At 59.0% G+C, this 24182-nt stretch carries 15 protein-coding genes; 6 read left to right on the top strand and 9 right to left on the bottom strand.

Annotation, left to right across the window (positions count from 1 at the left end):
* Nucleotides 1–136: 136 nt before the first annotated feature.
* Complete coding sequence (locus BLW11_RS02270) at nt 137–910, top strand: ParA family protein (RefSeq protein ID WP_048360400.1); 774 nt, start codon at nt 137–139, stop codon at nt 908–910.
* Here the strand turns inward: BLW11_RS02270 and trxC are convergent.
* Both trxC and BLW11_RS02260 read right to left on the bottom strand, forming a co-directional pair.
* On the bottom strand, nt 907–1347 hold the full coding sequence (gene trxC / locus BLW11_RS02265) for a thioredoxin TrxC (RefSeq protein WP_048360399.1): 441 nt from the start codon (nt 1345–1347) through the stop codon (nt 907–909). The two genes, BLW11_RS02270 and trxC, sit on opposite strands and share 4 nt — an antisense overlap.
* Nucleotides 1348–1402: 55 nt before the next feature.
* Complete coding sequence (locus tag BLW11_RS02260; RefSeq protein WP_048360398.1) at nt 1403–3199, bottom strand: SLC13 family permease; 1797 nt, start codon at nt 3197–3199, stop codon at nt 1403–1405.
* A gap of 304 nt (nt 3200–3503) precedes the next feature.
* Here BLW11_RS02260 and BLW11_RS02255 point away from each other — a divergent pair, with 304 nt between their 5' ends.
* Both BLW11_RS02255 and BLW11_RS02250 read left to right on the top strand, forming a co-directional pair.
* Nucleotides 3504–3791 carry a type II toxin-antitoxin system HigB family toxin gene (locus BLW11_RS02255; RefSeq protein ID WP_048360397.1) on the top strand — a complete coding sequence of 96 codons (288 nt, stop codon included), beginning with the start codon at nt 3504–3506 and terminating at the stop codon, nt 3789–3791.
* A gap of 5 nt (nt 3792–3796) precedes the next feature.
* The gene (locus tag BLW11_RS02250) at nt 3797–4198 is read left to right on the top strand and encodes a helix-turn-helix domain-containing protein (protein WP_048360396.1); all 402 of its coding nucleotides are present in this window, start codon (nt 3797–3799) and stop codon (nt 4196–4198) included.
* Nucleotides 4199–4324: 126 nt separating this feature from the next.
* On the opposite strand, the gene selO is transcribed toward BLW11_RS02250, so the two are convergent.
* The 3 genes from selO to BLW11_RS02235 form a co-directional block, all read right to left on the bottom strand.
* Nucleotides 4325–5788 (bottom strand): protein adenylyltransferase SelO, encoded by a 1464-nt coding sequence (selO, locus tag BLW11_RS02245; RefSeq protein WP_048360395.1) that lies wholly within the window; start codon nt 5786–5788, stop codon nt 4325–4327.
* Nucleotides 5789–5940: 152 nt separating this feature from the next.
* Nucleotides 5941–9291 carry a mechanosensitive channel MscK gene (gene mscK / locus BLW11_RS02240; protein ID WP_048360394.1) on the bottom strand — a complete coding sequence of 1117 codons (3351 nt, stop codon included), beginning with the start codon at nt 9289–9291 and terminating at the stop codon, nt 5941–5943.
* A gap of 35 nt (nt 9292–9326) precedes the next feature.
* Nucleotides 9327–11069, bottom strand: coding sequence for a potassium/proton antiporter (locus tag BLW11_RS02235; protein WP_048360393.1), 1743 nt, complete (start codon nt 11067–11069; stop codon nt 9327–9329).
* A 246-nt stretch (nt 11070–11315) separates the two neighbouring features.
* On the opposite strand from BLW11_RS02235, the gene BLW11_RS02230 reads away from it, so the two are divergent.
* A complete protein-coding gene (locus tag BLW11_RS02230) occupies nt 11316–11897 on the top strand; it encodes a hypothetical protein (protein WP_048360392.1) in 582 nt (193 codons plus the stop codon).
* A 67-nt stretch (nt 11898–11964) separates the two neighbouring features.
* Here BLW11_RS02230 and putA read toward each other — a convergent pair whose 3' ends face one another.
* A complete protein-coding gene (putA, locus tag BLW11_RS02225) occupies nt 11965–15918 on the bottom strand; it encodes a trifunctional transcriptional regulator/proline dehydrogenase/L-glutamate gamma-semialdehyde dehydrogenase (RefSeq protein ID WP_048360391.1) in 3954 nt (1317 codons plus the stop codon).
* 461 nt (nt 15919–16379) lie between these two features.
* On the opposite strand from putA, the gene putP reads away from it, so the two are divergent.
* Nucleotides 16380–17867 carry a sodium/proline symporter PutP gene (putP, locus tag BLW11_RS02220; RefSeq protein ID WP_048360390.1) on the top strand — a complete coding sequence of 496 codons (1488 nt, stop codon included), beginning with the start codon at nt 16380–16382 and terminating at the stop codon, nt 17865–17867.
* A 173-nt stretch (nt 17868–18040) separates the two neighbouring features.
* On the top strand, nt 18041–18877 hold the full coding sequence (locus tag BLW11_RS02215) for a 23S rRNA (adenine(2030)-N(6))-methyltransferase RlmJ (protein ID WP_048360389.1): 837 nt from the start codon (nt 18041–18043) through the stop codon (nt 18875–18877).
* A 128-nt stretch (nt 18878–19005) separates the two neighbouring features.
* Here BLW11_RS02215 and msrA read toward each other — a convergent pair whose 3' ends face one another.
* The 3 genes from msrA to BLW11_RS02200 form a co-directional block, all read right to left on the bottom strand.
* A complete protein-coding gene (gene msrA / locus BLW11_RS02210) occupies nt 19006–19653 on the bottom strand; it encodes a peptide-methionine (S)-S-oxide reductase MsrA (protein ID WP_048360388.1) in 648 nt (215 codons plus the stop codon).
* A gap of 67 nt (nt 19654–19720) precedes the next feature.
* Nucleotides 19721–22414, bottom strand: coding sequence for a sensor domain-containing phosphodiesterase (locus BLW11_RS02205; RefSeq protein WP_048360387.1), 2694 nt, complete (start codon nt 22412–22414; stop codon nt 19721–19723).
* 185 nt (nt 22415–22599) lie between these two features.
* Nucleotides 22600–23985: an alkaline phosphatase D family protein gene (locus BLW11_RS02200; protein ID WP_048360386.1), complete on the bottom strand. Its 1386-nt coding sequence runs from the start codon at nt 23983–23985 to the stop codon at nt 22600–22602.
* Between the last annotated feature and the right edge of the window lie 197 nt (nt 23986–24182).

Here is a 24182-nt window from a genome sequence, read left to right as displayed (position 1 = left end):
GCGTTTATTTGTGAGAGATATTCGTTTGTCTTTGTGGGTATGCGCATAAAGGGTGTGGTTCATTTCGCCGCGAGGTAGCGAAGCTGAGTAAAGGCCATCTACACTCGAGCACTCACTGATACATGGAGTTCTTGAAATGCGTCGCGTGGTGTTCAATCAAAAAGGCGGTGTGGGCAAGTCCAGCATTGCGTGCAACCTGGCGGCGGTCAGTGCCAGTGAAGGTTACAGGACATTGTTGGTGGACCTGGACGCTCAGGCTAACTCCACTCAATACCTGACTGGACTGACCGGTGACGATATCCCGATGGGAATCGCTGACTTCTTCAAGCACAGCTTGTCAACCGGGGTTGGCTCGAAGAAAAATCGGGTCGATATTTACGAAACGCCCTTCGAGAACTTGCACGTCATTACTGCCACGGGCGAACTGGCTGATTTGCAGCCAAAACTTGAGGCCAAGCACAAGATCAACAAGCTGCGTAAGTTGCTTGATGAGTTGTCCGAAGACTATGACCGTATTTATGTCGATACCCCGCCTGCGTTGAACTTTTATGCTGTATCGGCGTTGATCGCTTGTGATCGGGTGTTGATCCCGTTTGATTGCGACAGTTTTTCGCGTCAGGCGCTGTACGGTCTGTTATCTGAAATCGATGACCTGAGAGAAGACCATAACGAAGGTTTGCTGGTCGAAGGCATCGTGGTCAACCAGTTCCAGGCCCGGGCCAGCTTGCCCCAGCAGATGCTCGACGAATTGATTGCGGAAGGGTTGCCTGTGCTGCCGATGTACCTCAGCAGCTCAGTGCGCATGCGCGAGTCGCATCAGGCCTGTCAGCCTTTGATTCACTTCGACCCGCGGCACAAACTGACCCAGCAGTTTGTAGAGTTGCACGATTATCTGGATCAGAACGCTTAAGCACTGATGCCCTGGCTGCGCAGCCAGGCGGTGAGTTGCTGCAAAGGCAAGGCACCGCTCTGGCGAGCGACTTCGCGGCCGTTTTTGAACAAAATCAGGCTTGGGATCGAGCGAATGCCCAATTGCCCGGCCAACTGTTGATTGGCCTCACTGTCGAGCTTGGCCAGTCGGCATTTGCCGATCAGTTGGCTGGCGGCTTGCTCAAAGACCGGGGCAAAGGCCTTGCACGGCCCGCACCACTCGGCCCATACGTCCACCAGCAGCGGCAGGTCGCCCTTGATCTGGCTGGCGTAGTCGGTTTGTTTCAAATCGAAGGGCTTGCTCATCAGCACTTCATTTTTGCAGCGCCCGCATTTGGGGTGCTCGCCGATGCGCTCTGCGGGGATGCGGTTAAGGCCGTTGCAGTTGGGGCAGGGGATCAGCAGCGGTTCGGTCATCAGGAGTTCTCCACAAGGGGTTTGCGTTTGAGCGTGCAGTTCAGCAGATGATCGCTCAACCCGCCACTGACCTCAGCGGCCAAATCCACGGGATCACCAGCATGGCCACGATTAGCATCAGTACATTCAACGGGATACCGATGCGCATAAAGTCGCTGAACTTATAGCCGCCCGCGTTATATACGAATGTGTTGGTCTGGTAGCCAATCGGCGTGGCGAAGCTGGCGCTGGCGGCGAACATCACGGCCACCACGAAAGGCCGGGGGTCCACGCCCATCTGTTGCGCCACACCAATGGCAATCGGTGTCAGCAACACCGCCACGGCATTGTTGGAGAGGATCTCGGTGAGGATGCTGGTCAGCAAATAGATAAACCCCAGCATCAGCAGCGGGCCGGCATTGGGGATCGCGGCCATGGTCTGGTTGACCACCAGGTTGATCAGGCCGACTTTTTCCATCGCAATGCTGATGGCCAGCATGCCGAAAATCAGGCTGAGAATTTTCCAGTCCACTGCTTTATAAGCGTCCTGCACATCCAGGCAGCGGGTGGCGACCACCGTCACGGCGGCGATGAGTGCCAGCCCTTCGATGGGCATGACCTCCAGTGCCGCGAGGATCATTACCGCCAGTGTGGAAATGATTGCAATCGGGGCCTTGTCGCGGCGATAGGCGCGCTCCAGGACGGTATTTAGGCTGATCAAGTCGCCATTTTCGGCGAAACGGCGAATTTGGCTGGGCGTGCCTTCAACCAGAATCACATCCCCGAATTGCAGATGCAGGTCGTCGAGGTTGCCTTGAATGTTCTCGTCCTGACGATGCACCGCAAGCACCGCAATGCCGTAACGCGCCGTCAGGTCGAGGTCGCGCATGGGGCGGTGGCTGTAGCGGGAATTACGGCCCACGATGGCCTCGGCCAGGATGACGTCGTGGTTGCTGATGGTTTCGAACGCATCGCCACGGTTGAAGGCCAGCACGCCGCTTTCGCGCAGCTCGACCACATTCTGTACTTGCCCGTGCAGCACCAGGCGATCGCCGCTGCGCAGTTGGGTGGTTGACGCGGGTGTGGAAAGTTCTTGCTCGTCGCGGAAAATTTTCAGGACTTGCAGACCGCTGCCGCCGTTCAGATCGGCTTCGGCCAGGGTTTTACCGATGACGGGTGAGTCGTGGGGTACCAGCAACTCGCTCATGAACGTGCGCGTCAGATCCGGTCGCAGTTGTTTGGACAGGCTGTCGCGATCAGGCAGCAGGCGGTTGCTGAAGATCATCAGGTACACAAAACCCACGGCGGCAAACATCAGCCCGGCCTGGGTGATTTCGAACATGCCGAAGGGCGCGAGCCCGGCTTTGCGTGCGACCCCGTCCACCAGAATGTTGGTCGAAGTGCCGATCATCGTCAGCATCCCGCCCAGTACCGTGGCGTAAGACAGCGGGATCAGCAGTTTGGACGGTGAACTGTGGGCGCGCTTGGCCAGCGCAATTGCCACCGGCGTCAAAATGGCCACCACGGGGGTGTTGTTCAGGAACGCCGAGATGACCAGCGCGGTAATCATCAGCCCGCCGAGAACCCGCAAGGGTTTGTCGCCCACCAGATTGCCCAGCCAGTTGCCCAGTGCATCGATACAGCCCGTGCGTTCCAGCGCGGCCGAGAGCACAAACATGCAGGCAATCGTGGCGGGTGCCGAGTTGCTGAGCACGCTCAACACCTCGTGAGGGGTGAGGATTTGCGTGATCAGCAGGGCAGCGACGGCAATGGCGGCCACCACATCGGCGCTCCATTTTTCGCGCACAAACGACACCAGCAACCACACCAGCAAAGCGGCAACAAACAGCAGGGGCAGCGAGTCCCAGGACATGGGTGTTCCTTAAACAACGAATCTCGTATGAGGTATCGGGCAAGCCAGAGCCGCCGCGCGGGCGTCACCATAATCACGGCGGCTTAGTTCGTCTAAGACTGTTTGGGCAGGTTGTTATGCGATTTGGTTATGCAGGTGCTGAGGCGACGTATTTGCTCATACAGTGCTGAGCCGGTTGCACAGCCCTTATCTAGGCTTTGAAGCGAGACAGCGACAGCACCATTTGTCAGAGAGGGATTATCGCATATTGCGATTGAGCGACCTCTGACTTAACCTCCATAGCAAGATGCGATAGGGACATTGCATGCGAGTGATAACAGCCAAGCGTATTTGGGAAGCGAAAGAACAATGGCCGCAATCGGCGAGCGCACTCGATGAGTGGTATCGCAAGATCAAGGTCCTCAACCCCCAAGACTTTGCCGCGTTAAGGTCGTTTTTCCCTGCTACCGACAAGGTCGGTTCGTTGCACGTTTTCAATATTGGAGGTAACAAGCTGCGGCTGATCGCCGTGGTGCGTTATCGGGTACAGCGCCTCTACATCCGTCATGTGCTCGATCACAGTGACTATGACAAGGGCAAATGGAAGGAGTAAGCACCATGAACGCATTGATCGCACAGGCGGCAGAGCACTGGAAATTCGTTGCGCCTCTGTTGCGCAAACCGAAAAACGAAGCAGATTACGATGAGTTGGTCGCAGCCCTTGATGGCTTGACCGACTTGATTGGCGACGATGAAAGTCATCCCTTGATGAGCCTGGTGGACATCATCGGTGACTGGGTTGAAGCCTATGACCTCGAGCATCGGCCGATGCCCAAGGTCAGTGGTGTTGATGTATTACGCTCGGTCATGCAGGAGCACGGGCTGACCCAAAGCGATTTGCCGGGTGTGGGTACCCAATCGGTGGTGTCCGAAATCCTCAGCGGTAAACGCCAGCTCAATGTACGGCAGATTCGCTGGCTGGCGGATTACTTCAAAGTGCCTGTGGATATGTTTATCTGAGGCTTTGTGCGCATAGAGCGGTGGCGATACAGGTAACAGCGTTTTACCGATCTCAGATCGGGCCGATGTTATCGCGGGCAAGTCCGGCTCCCCAGAGGATCTGGTGCAGCGGCCACAGGCTTTGCATTACGACGAGCAGCTGATTTCCAGGTGCTTGCCCCACTCGGGCGGGCGCTCGGCATAGGCTTCCATGCCCGGTTGCTCGGTGAACGGTTGGGTCAGCACGTCATGCAGGCGCTGCACTTCGCTGTAATCCCCGGCTTGCGCGGCATCGATGGCTTTTTGCGCCAGATAGTTGCGCAGGATGTACAGCGGGTTGACCGCATGCATTCGGTCACGGCGTGCGCTTTCATCACTCACGCCTTCGCGGGCGACCCGGGCAACGTACTGCGCGGCCCATTCATCAAAGCCCTTGAGGTCGACAAACTCGTTACGCAGCTGCGCCACAGCCTGCTCCGCCGGTAAATCCCCCAGGCGGCGGAAGAACAGGGTGTAGTCGATGCTGCTGCCTTGCATCCGCTGCAACAGTGTTTCGATCAAATGTTGATCACTGTCTTCGGCGGTGGTCAGGCCCAGTCGACGGCGCATCAGGTCGGTGTAGTGCGCCTGGTACAGCGGCAAGAACAGCCCCAGCGTTTCGCGCAGGGCCTCAACGCTGATAAACGGCGTTAGTGCCTGGGCCAGTGCGCTGAGGTTCCACTGGCCGATGGGCACCTGGTTGCTGAAGGAGTAACGCCCTTCGTGGTCGGAGTGGTTGCAGACGAAGTTGGCGTCGAAGTCGTCGAGGAAGGCGAACGGGCCAAAGTCGAAGGTGATGCCCAGAATCGACATGTTGTCGGTGTTCATCACGCCGTGGCAAAAGCCGTAGGCCTGCCACTTGGCGATCAGCTCGGCGTTACGCTCAACAATCTCGCGGAACATCGCCAGGTACGGTTCCGGCTGTTCCAGGCACTCGGCAAAGTGCATCGCCAGCACGTGCTCGCCCAGTTGCTTTTGCTGCTCGGGGCGCTTGGTGTAGTAGAAGTACTCGAAATGCCCGAAGCGCACATGGCTGGGCGCCAGGCGCAGGACCATGGCGGCGCGTTCTTGGGTCTCGCGCCAGACCGGGGTGTCGGAGCCGATCACGCACAGGGCGCGGCTGCTGGGGATGCCCAGCGCATGCAGCGCCTCGGAGGCGAGAAACTCGCGGATCGATGAGCGCAGTACGGCGCGGCCATCGCCCATGCGCGAGTAGGGTGTCATGCCAGCACCCTTGAGGTGCAAGTCCCAATGCTCGCCCGCGTCGTTATAGACCTCGCCCAGCAACAGCCCGCGGCCATCGCCCAGTTGCGGGTTGTAGGAGCCGAACTGATGACCGGAATAGACCATGGCGCGAGGTTCGGCGTCGGCCCACAGGGTGTGGCCACCAAAGAGTTGGGCGAATACCGGGTCCTGGGCCACGGCCGGGTCGAGGTCGAGCAACGCCATGGCGGCGTCGCTGGCAACCACCACGCGCGGCGCATCGATAGGCTCGGGCAGCACGTGGGTGGAAAACGCGTCTCCCAGCCGGGCAAAACGGTTATCGAAGGTCAGTTCGTCTAGGGCTTTCAATGACCGTCTCCAGTAAACAAAAAGTGATCTTGGCGTACATGCTCCGTGGGAGCGAGCCTGCTCGCGAAGATCTCAAGCGCGGACGCGCTATCTTTTAAAGCCTTCGCGAGCGGGCTCGCTCCCGCACGTCATGCGTTGGTATCTCACTGCGCTCAGTCGAGTTTGCCCAGCTGCGGTTTTTGCGGCGGCGGCTGCGTGGGTTCAGGCGGAACTTCCGGCCCGACAGGCACAAGCTTGTATTCCTGGCCCTGCAAGTTCTTGAGGTACACCTCCATCTGCTGGAACGAGATGTTGATCTGGTGGTTCTTGAACTCGCGGTTGATGAAGCGGTTCACTTCGTCAATGACCGGGTTACGGTCGCCCAGGTCGCGCACGTGCATGCGCAGTTCGTGGTCCAGGGTGCTGGCGCCGAAATTGAGGAAGTACACGTGGGGCTCAGGGTCTTTGAGTACCCGCGGGTTTTCTTGTGCAGCCTTGAGCAGCAGGCTTTTCACCAGGTCCAGGTCGGAGCCGTAGTCCACGCCCAGTTTCAGGGTGACACGGGTGATGGTGTCGGTCAGTGACCAGTTGATCAGTTGCCCGGTGATGAAGGTTTTGTTCGGGACAATGATGTCCTTGCGGTCAAAGTCGGTGATGGTGGTCGCACGGATGCGGATCTTGCTCACGGTGCCCGACAGGTTGCCGATGGTGATGGTGTCGCCAATACGTACCGGACGCTCGAACAGGATCATGATCCCCGAGATGAAGTTGGCGAAGATTTCCTGCATCCCGAAGCCCAGGCCCACGGAGAGGGCGGCCACCAGCCATTGCAGCTTGTCCCAGCTCACGCCGAGGGTCGACAGGGTCGAGACAAAGCCGATGCCGATGATCACGTAGGTCAGCAAGGTGGTGGTGGCGTAGGCGCTGCCCTGGCCCAGATCAAGGCGTGACAGCACCAGAACCTCCAGCAGCCCGGGCAGGTTGCGCGCCAGCGCGATACTGATACCAATGATCACCAGCGCACCGATCACGTCGCCAATGCTGATGGGCACCATGCTCATGTTGGCGCCGCTGCCGCTGGTGTATTCGTACAGGGTGATGTTGTCCAGGTAGGAGAATACCGAGATCAGGTCAGCCCACACCCAATACAACACGCCGACAAAGCACGCGAGCAAGGCCAGACGAATCAGGCGCAACGACTGTTGGTTGACCTGTTCGATGTCCAGCGTCGGTTCTTCGATAATGGCGTCGTTGCCTTCGCCTGCTTCCTTGGCGGCCTGACGTTTGGCCAGTGCGCGCTGATAGGCCAGGCGTCGTGCCGCGACCGCCAGGCCGCGTACAAAGGCAGCTTCTACCACCAGCCAGAACATCAGCAGGTACAGGGTATTGATCAAGCGGTCGCTGAGTTTGAGCGCGGTGTAGTAGTAGCCAAAGCAGACGGCAACGAACAACGCCAACGGCAGCAGGGCAAAGGCAAAACCGAGCAACTTGCGCAGGCGATAGGCTTTGGTCGCGGTCTCGAAATCGTTGAGCAGCAGGCGGCACAGCAGCCAGGCCATGGCGGCGTAACAACTCAGTACCACGAGGATGCCCAGTACATCGTCTGCCAGCGCAGCCGGTTGCTGCTCGGCAAACGCAACCACGGCCACCAGGGCCAGGACCACAAGGCCGAGCTTGCGAATCCAGTTTTGCAGGAAGGCAACCAGCGGTTTCTCCCAGCGGAAATGCAGTTCAGCCACGCCACCCGGCGCCAGGATCCGGTAGGCGGTGTAGAACACCAGCCAGGCTTCTGCCATTTGGATCAAGGCTGCGCCCGTGTTGACGTTCATGCCTCGGGCATCGGTCTGCAGGGCATACCCGCACAGTGCCAGGGCCAGCGACAGAGGCATTGCCAGCAGGATGTTGATCAGAATCGCCAGAGGCGTGTGCCATTGGCTGTCGCGCTTGAAGTGGCCAATGTCCTGATGGATTTTGTTCAGTTTGCTGTAGAGGTATCTGCGCTTCCAGAGCAGGGCCGCAACAACCAGCAAGAACGGCAGGAACAAGAGTGGCCGTTCAACAAGGCCTTCTGCCAGCTCGGTGACGCTGGAGCCCCAGGGCAGGGTGATGATTTGCTGTTCAAGTTGGCTTGGGGCTGTTTCCAGCCATTCCAGATCCAGCGGTTTATTGCTGGGGATCCAGAACATCTGCTCGTCCAGCGTGGCGCGCAGGCTTTGGGCGGTGCTGAGCAGTTGTTTCTGGTTCAGTTGCAGCGTGATGGATTCATTGAGCACCGCGCTTAATTCGCGGTTCAAGCGGTCAAGCAGGTCGCTGCGGGTGTTGACCAGTTCAAGCAGGGTTTTGCGCAGTTGCGGGGTGACCTGGTCGGCGGGCTGGGTCGACAGCAGGTTATCGACGTAGGTCGTCGGGTTGCTGATCATTTCGCGCTGTTGGTTGATTTCAAACTGGTACAGGCGAATATCGGCGATTTCGTCCGCCAGGTTTTTGTCCATCTTCTGCAGGCGCGGCAGGGCCTGTTTCTGTTTGTAGAGGATCTTGGACAGCAACAGGCTGCCCTTGAGTACGTTGATTTGCTCGTCCAGCGCCTGATCACTTTGGGTGACGTTGTCCAGTTGCTGCTTGGTTTCAAGGTTCTGCTGGGTGACTTCGTTGAGGCGGTCAGTGCTGCGCAACAGGTAGTCGGAGAGCTTGAGGTTGATCGCGCTTTCGGTCGCCAGCAGGCTGCTGCTGCCGGACTTTTTCGCCTCGATCGATTGCTCGGTCACGGTCTGCTGCGACTGCGCCAGACGCTTCTGGTTGATCAGGGTTTGCAGCTCCTGGATTTCCTTGTCCTGGCGCGTGGTTTTTTCCAATAGCAGGTCGTGCTGGCTGCCACTGAGGTCTTGCAGCAGGCTGTTGCCGGCCAGTTCCTGACGGCGCAGGGCGATCAGCGCAGTGAGCGAGGCGGCTTCGGCGTTGAGCTGGTTGCGCTGGTCGGCGGTGAGCAATTTGCCGTTGTCGCGCCCTGTTTTCAGGATGTTGTTGATCTGCTGGATGCGCGTCTGGCTGTTGCTGATTTCGGCTTGAGCCCGCTCTGGCCGGGTCTGTGCGGCAATGCTCTGGCTGTTGGCAATGGCCAGTGCTTTTTGCAGTTCGCCCTGTTGTGTCGTGCGCTCAGCGAGCATTTGCTCCAGCTGCGGCACTGACAGGTCGCTATAACGCTGCGCCACGGGTATGACCTTGCTGGCCTTGAGCCGGGACAGTTCACGCTGGTTGTCGCCGGTCTGGCGCGGTGCATTGGCGAGCTGCTGCTTGACGTCGTTCAGGCGCTGTTCGTAATCGGCCTTGTTGTCCAGCAGGGTGAGGGTCTGCTGGAGCACCGTCTGCAAGGCTTTTTGGTCAGCGTCCGGGAGCTTGCGGTCAGCAATTTTGTCCAGGCTTTGCTGCACGGCCTCGGCGGTGGGCGGTTCGGCAGCGTGGAGCGTGCCGACACAAAGGCTCAGGCCGAGCAGGACTGTTGCGAAGAACGTGCGCAGAGTTGGCATAGATACCGGTCAGACAAGAGGCGGAAAGTTGGAGTTTAGAGGAACAGCCCGGGCCCCGGTGCACTTCCTTCGGGGAATCTGACGCCCACTTTGGCTATCTTGTTCCCGTCCATGACGGCGACGGTCCAAATGGTGTTGTTCCACTCCACCTGGTCGCCGACCACCGGTGCGCCGCCTACCTTGTGTGCAATAAAACTGCTGAGCGGGATATTGGGGTCGATGCCCTCCAGCTTCAGGCCATACAGCGCCGAGACCGCGCCCAGTTGGGCGTCGCCTTCGAGTACAAAGTCGCCGAAGAAGCGCAGATCCAGGCCACGGCTCGGTGGCTGGCTGAACAGTTTGCCCAGGGCCGGCAGATTGTGTTCGTGGCCGATTACGCAGAGCAAATCACCGATTTCGAGGGTGGTACTACCCGACGGATGGAGCAGTTTCTGGTCGCGGAACAGGGCTGCAATGCGGGTGCCTTCGGGCATTTTCAGCTCACGCAAGGCTGCGCCGATGCACCAATTTTGTGCGTCGAGGCGATAGACGAAGAGTTCCCACTCGCTGGTGACGTGGACTTCAAGCGCTGCGCGGGAGATGGGCGCCAGGTCAGGCGGTACCGTGACCTTGAGCAACTTGGCGACCCACGGCAGGCTGGTGCCTTGCACCAAAAGGGACACCAGCACGATAAAGAACGCCAGGTTGAAATACAGCTGGGCATTGGGCAGCCCGGCCATCAACGGGAATACCGCCAGAATGATCGGTACCGCGCCGCGCAGGCCTACCCACGCAATAAAGGCTTTTTCGCGACCGTGGAAGGCCTTGAAGGGCAGCAGGCCCACCATCACTGACAGCGGGCGGGCGAACAGGATCATCCACAGGGCCAATACCAGTGCCGGGATCGCGATGGGCAGCAAGTCGTGTGGCGTGACCAGCAGGCCCAGCACCAAAAACATGCCGATCTGTGCCAGCCATGCCATACCGTCGAGCATGTGCAAAATGCCGTGACGGCTGCGAATCGGGCTGTTGCCGATCACCAGACCGCACAGGTAAACCGCGAGGAAGCCGCTGCCGTGCAGGGCGTTGGTCAGGGCAAAGACCACCAGGCCGCCTGCGATCACCAGGATCGGATACAGGCCGTTGGCCAGGTTGATGCGATTGACCATCTGCAGCATCAACCACCCGCCGGCCAGACCGACCGCGCCGCCAATGCCGAATTCTCGCAGCAGGTTGAGCAGCAGGCTCCAGTGCAAGCCGGTTTCGCCGCTGGCGAGCATGTCGATCAGAGTAACGGTAAGGAACACCGCCATCGGGTCGTTGCTGCCGGACTCGATCTCAAGGCTGGCCGATACCCGTTCGTTCAGGCCCTTGCCGCCCAGCAACGAGAACACCGCTGCCGCATCGGTGGAGCCGACGATGGCGCCGATCAGCAGGCCCTGGATCAGGTTGAGATTGAATAGCCAGGCGGCCATCAAACCGGTCAGCCCTGTGGTGATCATGACCCCGACCGTGGCCAGCGAGAGCGCCGGCCATAACGCCACGCGAAAGCTGGAGACCCGTGTGCGCAAGCCGCCGTCGAGCAGAATTACCGCCAGGGCGAGGTTGCCCACCAGGTAGGCGGTGGGGTAGTTGTCAAAAATAATACCGCCACCATCGACCCCTGCGGCCATGCCCACCGCCAGGATGATGACCAGAATCGGGATGCCCAGGCGCGAGGACAGGGAACTCACCAGAATGCTCGCACCTACCAGCAACGCGCCGATCAAGAACAGGCTGTTGATGGTCGTCGCATTCAAAGGCAGTACTCCAGGAAGCTCAAAAGGCAGGATGCAGACGGAACATGCAGTCTGCGTGCCAGCGATTCTAACCTGCGCAATTGGCGGGCTGTCAAAAAGGTTTTCAATGTAATGCGCCATCCCGGTGTCCGGGACGGATACAGCAGGAATACAGGTTTTTTCCTACACAACAATGAGAATCGGGCTGCATTTTTATGTAGGACTAATTGTGTCTACTTCGTCCTCACTCTTTGGTATGGACGTGTCATGAACCCTTTGACTGCGACTGGCTGCACGTTGTTGGATAAAAGGGCGCTGCCTGATGACGAGCAGAGCGGGCTGTACATCGTTTCCGTCACCAAATTTCTGTTGCTGTATGCGCTCACGGCGGGCGGGTACGTATTTTATTGGTCCTACCGCAACTGGGCAGCTTACAAAGAGCTGACCGGGGCGCCGATCACGCCGCTGATACGCTCTGTGTTCTGGCCGTTTTTTATTCTCTGCCTGTTTGAGAAGGTCCAGAACGGTCTGGACATGAAGGGCCGAACATACTTCTGGCACCACGAGACCAGAGGCTTGCTGATCATGTTTCTGGTCATGTTGTCTGTACTGCTGTCCCTGTTCTTCAATCGACCCTCGGACACGGTGTTTGTGCTTTTTGCCAATCTTGTGTTGATTGCCTGCGGCGCCGGGATGTTTGTTGAGGCCCAGCGCGCAATCAATGTGTTGAGTGATGACCCGAATGGCCGCTGCAATAGCGCGCTCAGCGGTACAAATGTGGTCTGGATGGCTGTTGGGGTGCTGTATATGGCCCTCGTTGTTTATGCCGTATGTATTGTCGAAAGCTGATTTTTTGACATGAAAAAACCGGGCAACCCTAGTGGGGGCCCGGTTTTTTTATTGCGTTATCAAACCATCAGCCGATGGTCATCAAGCTCGCGTTACCACCAGCAGCAGCGGTGTTGACGCTCAGGGCGCGCTCGATCACCAGGCGTTCCAGGGCGATGTTGGTTTCGCCCTGGGACAGGCCTTGCACACCAACGATGGCGCCAGCGCGTTTGGCCACTTGCTGGCACACGTCACGCAGCTGGTCGCAGTCGCCGTGGTGCAGGACGGCGTCGAAGATCACTTCGTCCTTGGTCCAGTCAGCCACCAGCGTGATGCGCGATTGCACCTCTTTTGGCAGACGGGCGAGCAAGGCTTTGGCCAGTTCGCTTTCCGGCAGTACAGCCGAGCTGCCCACGGCCAGTACGGCGGCCAGCTGGATCAGCAGGTCGCTTTCAACTTCGGCCAGGCACAGCACGTGTTCGCGCGGCAGGATGGCGTAGCTGTTGCGTTCGCCGGTCGGGCCGGCCAGTAAACGGGTGATGCCGCTTTGCGAGTGGGCAGCGAAATCGTTGCACAGCTCGGCCAGCGCCGCTTGCTGGTTGCTTTGGGCCCAGGCTTGCAGGGCATTGAGCGGTTGGCTCATGGCCTCGCGGGCTTGAGTGTCTGGTGCAGTGACAGCGTCGACCTTGGCAAACGACTGCTCGATGGCGTTGTTCGGGCGGGTCGACAGCAAGCGGTACATGTACAACGGACCACCGGCTTTAGGGCCTGTGCCCGACAAGCCTTCGCCGCCGAACGGTTGTACGCCGACCACTGCGCCTACGATGTTGCGGTTGACGTAGACGTTACCGGCATTGACGTTGTTGACCACTTTGGCAATGGTTTCGTCGATGCGGGTGTGCACGCCCAGTGTCAGGCCGTAACCCGAAGCGTTGATCTGTGCGATCAGCTGGTCGATGTCTTTGCGCTTGTAGCGCACCACGTGCAGGACCGGGCCGAAGATTTCGCGTTCCAGCTCGTCGAAGCTTTCCAGTTCAATCAGGGTAGGCATGACGAAGGTGCCGCGTTTACATTCTTCGATGTCGGCAATGGCCATCTGGTAAACGGTGCGGCCTTTGTCGCGCATGCCCTGGATGTGTTGCTCGATCCCGGCCTTGGCTTCGGCGTCGATTACCGGGCCAATGTCTACGTTCAGACGCTCCGGGTTACCCATGCGCGATTCGGCCATGGCACCTTTGAGCATTTCGATGACGCGGTCTGCCGAGTCTTCCTGCAGGCACAGTACGCGCAATGCGGAGCAACGCTGACCGGCGCTGTCGAAGGCCGAGGACACCACGTCGATAACCACTTGTTCGGTCAGCGCCGAGGAGTCAACGATCATGGCGTTCTGGCCGCCGGTTTCGGCGATCAGCGGGATAGGACGGCCCTGAGCATCCAGGCGGCCTGCCACGTTGCGTTGCAGCAAGCGTGCAACTTCGGTGGAGCCGGTGAACATCACGCCTTTGACCCGATCGTCGCCGACCAGACGCGCGCCGACCGTTTCGCCGCGACCTGGCAGCAATTGCAGCACGCCTTGCGGGATGCCGGCTTCGAGCAGGATGCGCACAGCTTGAGCTGCAACCAGCGGAGTTTGTTCGGCAGGTTTGGCCAGTACCGGGTTACCGGCAGCCAATGCCGCAGCTACTTGACCGCTGAAAATGGCCAGCGGGAAGTTCCACGGGCTGATGCAGACCACCGGGCCCAGCGGGCGGTGGGCATCGTTGGTGAAGTCGTTGCGGGCCTGTACTGCGTAGTAACGCAGGAAGTCGACCGCTTCACGCACTTCGGCGATGGCGTTGGCGAAGGTCTTGCCGGCTTCACGGGCCAGCAGGCCCATCAGTGGCTGGATCTCGGCTTCCATCAGGTCTGCGGCGCGCTCCAGGATCGCAGCGCGTTCGGCGGGCGGGGTGGCCTGCCAGATCGGCGCGGCGCTCAGGGCGCACAGGATGGCGTTGTCGGCATCCTCAACGGTGGCTTCTTGCACATAACCGACCACGTCACGCAGATCGGCCGGGTTGAGTACCGGTGCAGGCGCTTCGCTGCTGGAATCGCAACCGAGCATCGGTGCAGCTTTCCAGTCGTTGTGGGCCGTGGCCAGCAATGCACAGGACAGCGATGCCAAACGGTGTTCGTTGGACATGTCGATGCCGCTGGAGTTGGCGCGCTCGCTACCGTACAGGTCACGCGGCAGCGGGATGCGCGGGTGCGGCAAGCCGAAGCCGCCTTCCGCCGTTGCCATTTGCTCGATCTGGCTCACCGGATCGGCCACCAACTGGTGGATCGCGATGGTGTGGTCGGCGATGCGGTTGACGAACGAGGTGTTCGCCCCGTTTTCCAGCAAGCGGCGCACGAGGTAAGCCAGCAGTGTTTCGTGGGTACCAACCGGAGCGTACACACGGCACGGACGGTTCAGTTTGCCTTCGGAAACTTTACCTACAACCTGTTCGTAGAGCGGTTCGCCCATGCCGTGCAGGCATTGGAACTCGTACTGGCCTGGGTAGTAGTTCTGACCTGCGATGTGGTAAATCGCCGACAACGTTTGGGCGTTGTGAGTGGCGAACTGCGGGTAGATGGCTTCAGGTACGGCCAGCAGTTTTTTCGCGCAAGCAATGTAGGAAACGTCGGTGTACACCTTGCGGGTGTAGACCGGATAGCCTTCCAGACCTTCGACCTGGGCGCGCTTGATTTCGCTGTCCCAGTACGCGCCTTTTACCAGGCGGATCATAAGGCGATGACGGCTGCGGCGAGCCAGGTCAATCACGTAGTCGATCACGTACGGGCAGCGCTTCTGGTAAGCCTGGATCACGAAGCCGATGCCGTTCCAGCCAGCCAGTTGCGGCTCGAAGCACAGGCGTTCCAGCAGATCGAGGGAGATTTCCAGGCGGTCAGCTTCTTCGGCATCGATGTTCAGGCCGATGTCGTACTTCTTGGCCAGCAAGGTCAGCGACAGCAGGCGCGGGTACAGCTCGTCCATCACGCGCTCGTACTGGGCGCGGCTGTAACGCGGGTGCAGGGCCGACAGCTTGATGGAGATGCCCGGGCCTTCGTAAATGCCACGACCGTGAGAGGCCTTGCCGATCGAGTGGATGGCTTGCTCGTAGGACGCGAGGTACTTTTGTGCGTCATGTTCGGTCAGCGCCGCTTCGCCGAGCATGTCGTAGGAGTAACGGAAGCCCTTGGCTTCGAAGCGCGTGGCGTTGGCCAGGGCTTCGGCGATGGTTTCGCCGGTTACAAACTGCTCGCCCATCAGGCGCATGGCCATGTCGACGCCCTTGCGGATCATCGGCTCGCCGCTTTTGCCGATGATGCGGCTCAGGGAGGAGGTCAGGCCCGCTTCGTTGTGCGTCGATACCAGCTTGCCGGTCAGCAACAGGCCCCAGGTCGCGGCGTTAACGAATAGCGAAGGGCTATTGCCCAGGTGCGGGTGCCAGTTGCCGGTGCTGATCTTGTCGCGGATCAGCGCGTCGCGGGTGCCTTTGTCCGGGATACGCAGCAGCGCTTCGGCCAGGCACATCAGTGCCACGCCTTCCTGGGACGACAGGGAGAATTCTTGCAGCAGGCCTTGCACGATACCGGCACGACCACCGGCGCTCTTCTGATTGCGCAGTTTTTCGGCAATCGAGGCAGCCAGGGTTTGCGTGGCTTCGGCCATCGGGGCAGGCAGGCGCGCTTGCTCCAGCAGCATCGGGACCACTTCGGGTTCCGGGCGGCGATAAGCGGAGGTGATCGCGGCACGCAGTACGGACTGCGGCAGGATGCTTTCTGCAAACTCCAGGAAGCACTGATGCGCGTGATCGGCGTGCACGTCGTCGGCGTCATCGCTGGCGGTGCCAGGGATACCGCTCAACTCGGTCAGGGTTGCACCACCCTCGAGTTTTTCCAGGTAATTGAAGATTGCCTGCTTGATCAGCCAGTGAGGCGTGCGATCAATCGAGGTCGCGGCGGCCTTGAGGCGCTCGCGGGTCGGGTCATCGAGTTTGACCCCAAGGGTGGTGGTAGCCATATTTTTATCCTCATGGGTGCCACATTTGCGTGGCAGCAGCTGGCGGCAAGATTAGCGCTGCGCTGAAACAGGTGCAACCTAGTGCAACCCGTTTTTTTGCGGATTGATCGACGCTTCGTCAGGAAATGCTTAATAGACCGGAGTGAGTGCGCCGGGTTGGTGCTTTTTCTTTGGTTTTGCTCTGTTTTTGCTCCGAAAAGGAGCAAAAACACCGAATTGAGACGAAAAGGCGACAAGGTGCAACTCGCCTGACAGAAACTGGTTGCACCTGATTTGCTTTGTTGCATAGCATTCGCGGCTAAGGTGCAACCTCTTACATAGTTTGGTTCCATCGGCTGATGGATTTCCTGGGGAAACATCAGTCATAAATGCGCGGCTAGGTTAATCGTCTCAGACAGGACGTTTGTGAGCGTACGGCCAGACCGCCGCTAAACATAAAAACAATGCCAGGGCTTTATTCAATGAGTATTACCAACCCAACCCTGATCACGTTCGTGATCTATATCGCAGCAATGGTGCTGATCGGCCTAATGGCCTATCGCTCCACCAACAACCTTTCCGACTACATTCTGGGTGGCCGTAGCCTGGGCAGCGTTGTAACTGCCTTGTCCGCTGGTGCCTCCGACATGAGCGGCTGGTTGTTGATGGGCTTGCCCGGTGCAATCTACATGTCAGGCCTGTCGGAAAGCTGGATCGCCATTGGTCTGGTGACCGGTGCTTATCTGAACTGGCTGTTTGTTGCCGGTCGCCTGCGGGTGCAGACCGAGCACAACGGCGATGCGTTGACCCTGCCGGATTACTTCTCCAGCCGTTTTGAAGACAAAAGCGGTTTGCTGCGGATTATCTCGGCCATCGTGATCCTGGTGTTCTTCACCATCTACTGTGCCTCCGGCATCGTGGCCGGTGCCCGCCTGTTCGAAAGCACCTTCGGCATGTCGTACGAAACAGCCCTGTGGGCCGGTGCTGCGGCAACTATCGCCTACACCTTTATCGGTGGCTTCCTGGCTGTGAGCTGGACGGACACCGTTCAAGCCACCCTGATGATCTTTGCGCTGATCCTGACGCCAATCATCGTGTTGCTGGCCACTGGCGGCGTAGACACCACGTTCCTGGCCATTGAAGCCAAGGACCCTTCCAATTTCGACATGCTCAAGGGCACTTCTTTCATCGGCATCATCTCGCTGATGGGCTGGGGTTTGGGTTACTTCGGTCAGCCGCACATCCTGGCGCGATTCATGGCCGCTGATTCGGTCAAGTCGATCGCCAAGGCGCGCCGCATCTCCATGACCTGGATGATTCTGTGCCTGGCCGGTACCGTGGCTGTGGGCTTCTTCGGTATCGCTTACTTCTCGGCGCACCCGGAAGTGGCAGGTCCTGTGAACGAAAACCCTGAGCGTGTGTTCATCGAGCTGGCCAAGCTGCTGTTCAACCCATGGATTGCCGGTGTCCTGCTGTCGGCCATTCTGGCTGCCGTCATGAGCACATTGAGCTGCCAGTTGCTGGTGTGCTCCAGCGCCCTGACTGAAGACTTCTACAAATCCTTCCTGCGTAAAAATGCTTCGCAGATCGAGCTGGTATGGGTCGGTCGCCTGATGGTTCTGGCTGTTGCGCTGATCGCCATCGCGCTGGCCTCCAACCCTGAAAACCGTGTTCTGGGGCTGGTGAGCTACGCATGGGCAGGCTTTGGTGCTGCGTTCGGTCCAGTGGTACTGATCTCGGTACTCTGGAAAGGCATGACTCGCAATGGTGCATTGGCCGGTATTCTGGTGGGTGCCATTACCGTGATCGTGTGGAAGCACTTCGCACTGTTCGGTCTGTATGAAATCATCCCTGGCTTTATCCTGGCCAGCTTGGCCATTTTGCTGGTGAGCCTCGCCGGCAAAGGCCCGACCAAGGGCATGGTTGAGCGTTTCGATGCAGCTGAAGCAGACTTCAAACTGAACCACTGATCGGGTCGAGCGCATGCGCTGACTTGAGGGTGTTCTGAAACGGCCCGTCTCCTTGTGAGGCGGGCCGTTTTTTTTGCGCTGCCGCCGGCAATTGCCGTATCTCGGAAAAACCGTGCGCTACCTGACGTTACGCTGCGTACAAGGTAAACTTCGCCCCCTGCGCAGGAGCAACCATGAACTATCGTCACGCCTTCCACGCCGGTAACCACGCCGACGTCTTCAAACATATCGTTTTGACCCGCCTCATCGCCCTGATGTCGCGCAAAGAGCAGCCTTTTGCCTACCTCGATACCCACGCCGGTATTGGTTTGTACGACCTCAAGGGCGACCAGGCCAATCGTACGGGCGAGTATCTGGAAGGTATCGCACGGTTGTGGGGGCAGAAAAACCTGCCTGCAGCGACTGACGATTACATGCAGGTGCTGCATAAAATGAACCCGGATGGCGAGTTGCGCTATTACCCGGGCTCGCCTGAGCTGGCGCGGCGTTTGACTCGTGCCAATGACCGTGTGCTGTTGAACGAAAAACACCCGGAAGACGGCGTGTTGCTCAAGGACAACATGAAAGGTGATCGTCGGGTAGCCGTGCATTTGGGCGAAGGCTGGCATGTGCCGCGGGCGCTGCTGCCGGTGGCCGAGAAGCGTGGGCTGATGCTGATTGACCCGCCGTTCGAGAAGCTGGACGAGATGAAGCGCTGCGCTGAATCGTTGAAAGATGCGATCAGCCGCATGCGTCAAACCGTGGTAGCGATCTGGTATCCGATCAAGGACAAGCGCCAACTGCGCCGTTTTTATCAGGACCTGGCGGGCTCCGGCGCGCCGAAGTTGCTGCAGGTTGAGTTGTTCGTTCACCCGCTGGACACACCCGGCAGCCTCAATGGCTCGGGCCTGGCTATCGCCAATCCGCCTTGGGGTCTGGAAGAAGAGCTGCGTGAGCTGCTGCCGTGGCTGGCCAAGAAACTGGGGCAAACCCAGGGTGGCTGGCAGATGGAGTGGCTGATCGCCGAGTAAGCTGGCGTTGTAGCCGCTGACGAGGAGCGGGGCTGCGATGGGTTGCGCAGCAGCCCCGGCATCCTGAAGGTCCTTCGGCCCTTTTCGCAGCCTCGTACCTCGTCAACGGCTACAGGAGTAGCCCTGGATCAAATCGGGCAGGTCACGCCGGTGCCGCCAATGCCGCAATAGCCTTGCGGGTTTTTCGCCAGGTATTGCTGGTGGTACGCCTCGGCGAAGTAGACCGTTGGTGCCTGGTCGATTTCAGTGGTGATGGTGCCCAGACCAGCCTTGTCCAGTTCAGCCTGGAACACTTGCTTGCTGGCCAGTGCTTCTTCCAGCTGCTCAGGCGTGGTGCAGTAGATCACCGAGCGGTACTGGGTGCCGACGTCGTTGCCCTGGCGCATGCCCTGGGTCGGGTTATGCAGTTCCCAGAACATTGCCAGCAATTGCTTGTAGCTCACGATCTCGGGCTCGTAGACCACCAGCACGACTTCGGTATGGCCGGTCAGGCCTGAGCAGACTTCTTCGTAGGTCGGGTTCGGCGTGTAGCCGCCCGCGTAGCCTACAACGGTGCTGACCACGCCTTCGCGTTCCCAGAACTTGCGTTCTGCACCCCAAAAGCAGCCCAGACCAAAAATCGCAAAGTCCACATTCTTCGAGAATGGGCCCAGTAGTGGCTCGCCGGTGACGTAGTGGGTTTCCGGCAACTGTACGTGGGTGTCGCGGCCCGGCAGGGCTTGTTCTTTAGTGGGTAGCACGTTTTTATTCACCAGGATTTCCGAGCGCAAGACCATGTTTCAAGTCCTCTCAGTCAGAGTGTAGGAAGTCAGACCACTAGTGTGCCCGAGTGTGACAGCGCTGTCAGGCCAGGGGGCCACGAGGGTAGCGCTTGAGCTTTTCTATCAGTTCGCTGCCGGGTATCGGGCGGTCGAACAGATAGCCTTGGCCTACATCACAGCGATGGCGGCGCAGGAACGCCAACTGTGCAGCGGTTTCGATGCCCTCGGCAACCACTTTGAGCTTGAGGTTGTGGGCCATGGCGATCACGGCAGAAGTGATTTCCATGTCGTTCTGGTTATCAGGGATGTCTTTGATAAAGCTGCGGTCGATCTTGATGATGTCGATCGGGAATTTTTTCAGGTAGCTGAGCGAAGAGTAACCGGTGCCAAAATCATCCATGGCCAGGCTCAGGCCGAGTTTTTTCAACTGATCGAGCTGCAGGCGGGTGTCGTCGGTGGCTTCCAGCAGCAAGCCTTCAGTCAGCTCCAGCTCCAGTAGGGTCGCCGGTAGCCGTTCTTCCTTGAGGATGCTGGCAATCGAGGCCACCAGATCCGGGTCCGAAAACTGCTTGGGCGAGACGTTGATTGCCACTTGCAGGTTGCCCAGCCCGGCCACGCTCAATTGCTTGCTCATGCGGCAGGCCTGGCGGGCGACCCATTTGCCGATGGGGATAATCAGCCCGGTTTCTTCGGCCACGCTGATGAACTGGTCGGGGCGGATCATCCCGTTTTTGGGATGGTTCCAGCGCAGCAGGGCTTCCATGCCCAAAAGCCGCCCGGTGCGCAGGCAGAGCTTTGGCTGATAGAACACTTCGAGTTCGTTTTGCGTCAGGGCACGGCGCAGGTTGTTTTCGACAAACAGCTTGTAGCTGGCCTCGGCGTTTAGCGCTTCAGTAAACACCTGGACCTGATGCTTGCCGCAGGCTTTTGCCCTGTGCAGCGCCAGCCCGGCGTTTCGCATCAGGGTTTGCGGGTCGCGTCCGTGCAAGGGCGCGCAGGCAACCCCCACCGACCCGGTGACGCTGATCAGCTGGTTGTCGACGAACATCGGCTTGTCGAGGGTCATCAGCAGCTGGCTGGCAATTTGCTGTCCGCTTGCCAGGTCGGTGTCGTCCAGCAATACCGCGAATTCGTTACTGGCAAAGCGCGCCAGGCCGTCGCCGGGGCTCAGGCTGTTGCGCAGGCGGCGGGCCAGGCTGATCAGCAATTTGTCGCCGGTCTGGTGGCCGAGGCTGTCATTGATGCGTTTGAAGTTGTCGATGTCCACCAGCAGCAGGCAGATCGGCGTGCTGCTGTTGCGGGCGAAACGCTCATCGAGATTGCGGATAAAGGCCGGGCGATTGCCCAGGTTTGTCAGGTTGTCGGTGTATGCCAGGCGTTCAATGCGTTGCTGGGCCAGCTTTGCATCGGTGATGTCTTCGTAAATACCGATGTAGTGGGTCAGCTCCCGGTTGTCGCCATATACCTTGGAAATCGACATCTGGCCCCAGTACGGTTCCAGATTTTTGCGCCGGCTTTTGAATTCACCCTGCCAGCTATTGCCTTTGCTCAGGCTTGAGTGGGCATCGAAGAGTAACTCGCTGAGGTTTTCCAGCGCTGGCAGTTCTGACAGCTTGTGGCCCTGGACTTCCTCGGTGCTGTACTGGGTGATGGCGGTGAAGCTGGGGTTCACGTATTCCACCACACCGTTGCAGTTGACCAGCAAAAAGGCGTTTGCGCTTTGTTCCACTGCACGCTGGAACAGGCGCAGGGCGTTGGTGGCCGTGCGTCGATTGTGGTTGTTGATGACCTGGGCGAACTGGTCGGCCAGCTCGCCGGCAAAGGCTATTTCGTCTGCCTGCCAGATGCGGGTTTTGCCGATCTGTTCGAGACACAGAACGCCGACCACCTGACCATCGATGCGGATACTGGCATCGAGCATTGCAGTGACTTCGTGTCGCCCCATGCTGGCGACGAGTTCACGGGTGCGCGGGTCCCGGCTGGCGTTCTGCGCGTCGATAGAGCGGCTGGTGTGCAGGGCTTCGAGGTAGTCGGGGAACAGGCTGACGTCGAAGACAGCCTGGGCAGTGTGGGCCTGGGTATCGCGTTGAAAGGCCGACACGGGCAGTAGTTGATTGCCCTCGAGGTTCCACAGGCTGGCTGCGTCAATCTGATAAATATCACAGGCGCTTCGGGTGATCAGCTCGGCGGCTTCTTGCAGCGAGTTGTGCTGGCTGTATCTGTGACGGGCCAGGCGCAGGATCAGGTCTTGCTGGGCCCGCACGCGCTCCAGGTGCTGGAGCTGCTCTTGCTGGGTGCGCTGGTTGAGCGCCAGGGCAATCTGCAGGCGGGTATTCTGGGTTTCGAGCTCGGCCACCGGGGCAGGCAAGGGGTTGGTCGCGATGTCTTCAATCACCAGCAGGTAGCCGCGCAACAGGTGACGGTTGTGCTGTTTGTAAGCCTCGCCCAGCTCCATCAGGTTGAGTGGGCCACGGGCGGTGTGCAGGGTGTAATGCACGACGTAGTGGGGGCTGGCCCGGAGCTGGTGCTCAATGGCATCGTGCAGGCGATAGCGCGCCTGGGGCTCCATCAAGCTGGCGTAGGGCGAGCCGATCAGCGCGCACAGCTCTGCCGCCGGTACGCCAAATTGGCGTTCGCAGTGCGGGTCGAGGTAGAGCAAGGCCCAACTGGCTTCGTTCAGCCGTTCGAAACGCAACATGCCCAGCCGGGAGGGCACGGGGAGCTGGGTCACTACCTCGGCTGCCATACGCGGGGCAGCATCGGGCTGGCTTTTCATTGAGGCACTCGCTTCACAAATGCTGATTACGCACGGGCGGTCACTCTGTTCCTGTGGGTTGCAGCAAGGTTGCATCATGCTCACGGCGCTGACAAGTGAACATAAAGGCTAAGTGCTATGAGGGCTTATCGGCCGGCCCGCAGGTTTCTACAGGCCGGACGACAAGGGATTTGAACCTTTAATGCTTATGTCAGCGCAATGGTCGCTGACTCGATTACCTGGCCTTTCTTGTTATGAAAGTCGACCTTGAGCTGTTGGCCATCGATGGTCAGGCAGGCGAAGTTGTCCTCGCCCACGACGCGGCTCATGAGTCGGGCTGAGTAAACACCTGTGCCGACCGTTGTCAGCGGGCGGTCGACGATGAGGCTGCGGGCATTGGCATATGGCAATAGCTTGGTATTGCACAGCGGTGAAGACACGACGCTGTGCACCATGAATCCCGGGCTTTTGCTGTGGGTCAGCTGGCAGGTGAGGGAGCCGTGAATATCGCCAGAGACGAACACCACGTTTTTGATGGCGTGGGAGCGAATGGTTTCCAGGATGCGATTGCGCTGCGTCGCAAATGCCTTCCAGCCGTCATCGTCCTGCTGTTGATCGGGCATGAACATGACGCTGCTGACGATGAATTTCACCTTGGCCGTGCTGTTGATCAGCCATTTGAGCAGTGCAGTTTCCTGCTTGGTGCCGATCATGCTTTTGGCGCTTGTGGACACGGTGCGTTCCGTGCGGCAGTCCATGACAAACCAGTCGATATCACCATGGGAAAACGTGTACCAATAGCGGGTCAGGTCGCGGTTGATGCGTCCGCCGGGTAGCAGGTCGTGAGCCGGGCCATGGCTGCATTGATAGATCTCGTAAGCGGTCATCGCATTGTTGTAGAGCCTTCGGTCAGTGCTGCCCTGATTGGCCGGCCAGTTATCTTCGATTTCGTGGTCGTCGAGAATCATGTAGGTCGGCGTGCCCGACATCAGATTGCGGATATGGGGTTGTGAAAACGCCGCTTGGTATTTTTTGCTGATGGCGGGGAATTCGCGGTCTGGCAACAGGACATTCAGGTCGTCGACATACACCTGGTCGCCGGTCATCACCACGGCATCCAGGGGGCGCTGGCGGTTCAGAGAACTGATGGAACCGAAGATTTCGTCCCCCAGCTCCGGTGCCGAAGGTACACCTGCCGTGAGCCTGAGGTAGCGGCATGACCCTACGACGTAGCGACGTATGCGTTTGGGTTGGTCGGACGTTGTCTTGAAGGTGTAGGTGTACGATGGCCACGTGAGCGGGAGCTGTTTAACGGTTTCGGGTGTGTGGTCGTGACGGGAGGTGGAGAACCAGCCGGCCTGGTACTCGTAGCCGGTGTCGGCGCTTAGCCCGTTCAGGACCAGGGTGTCGGACATGTCGAACTCAGGGCTCAGCTTTGAATACACGCCTGCGGACCACTGGCTCTCACCGACCTTTCGATGCCGGATGCCCGCGAATACAGCGTTGTTTTTATCGGAATCGCCGCGCACAAAAATACGGGCGTGTTGTGAAGTGGTAAATCCCAAAATTGGGCCAACGGTAGGTCTGTTCACATCTAAATCCTTTCTGATGTAAGGCGATATTGATCGCGCGGTTAAGGTCCTTTGGTTAACCGTAGAAGTATCTGGGGAGGCTACCCACTCCTGGATTCCGCGTGGGTTGTAGTGCGACGGAGGTGCAGGTGGTAGGAGATTGTTTAAGTGGGAGTGGCTCAATAGCAGGCAAAAAAAAGCCCCGCCAAATGGCGGGG

The sequence above is a fragment of the Pseudomonas deceptionensis genome, from assembly GCF_900106095.1.
Taxonomy (GTDB): Bacteria; Pseudomonadota; Gammaproteobacteria; order Pseudomonadales; family Pseudomonadaceae; genus Aquipseudomonas; species Aquipseudomonas deceptionensis.
Note: the sequence above shows the minus strand (reverse complement) of the source record. Positions and strands in the feature narration are given on the sequence as shown.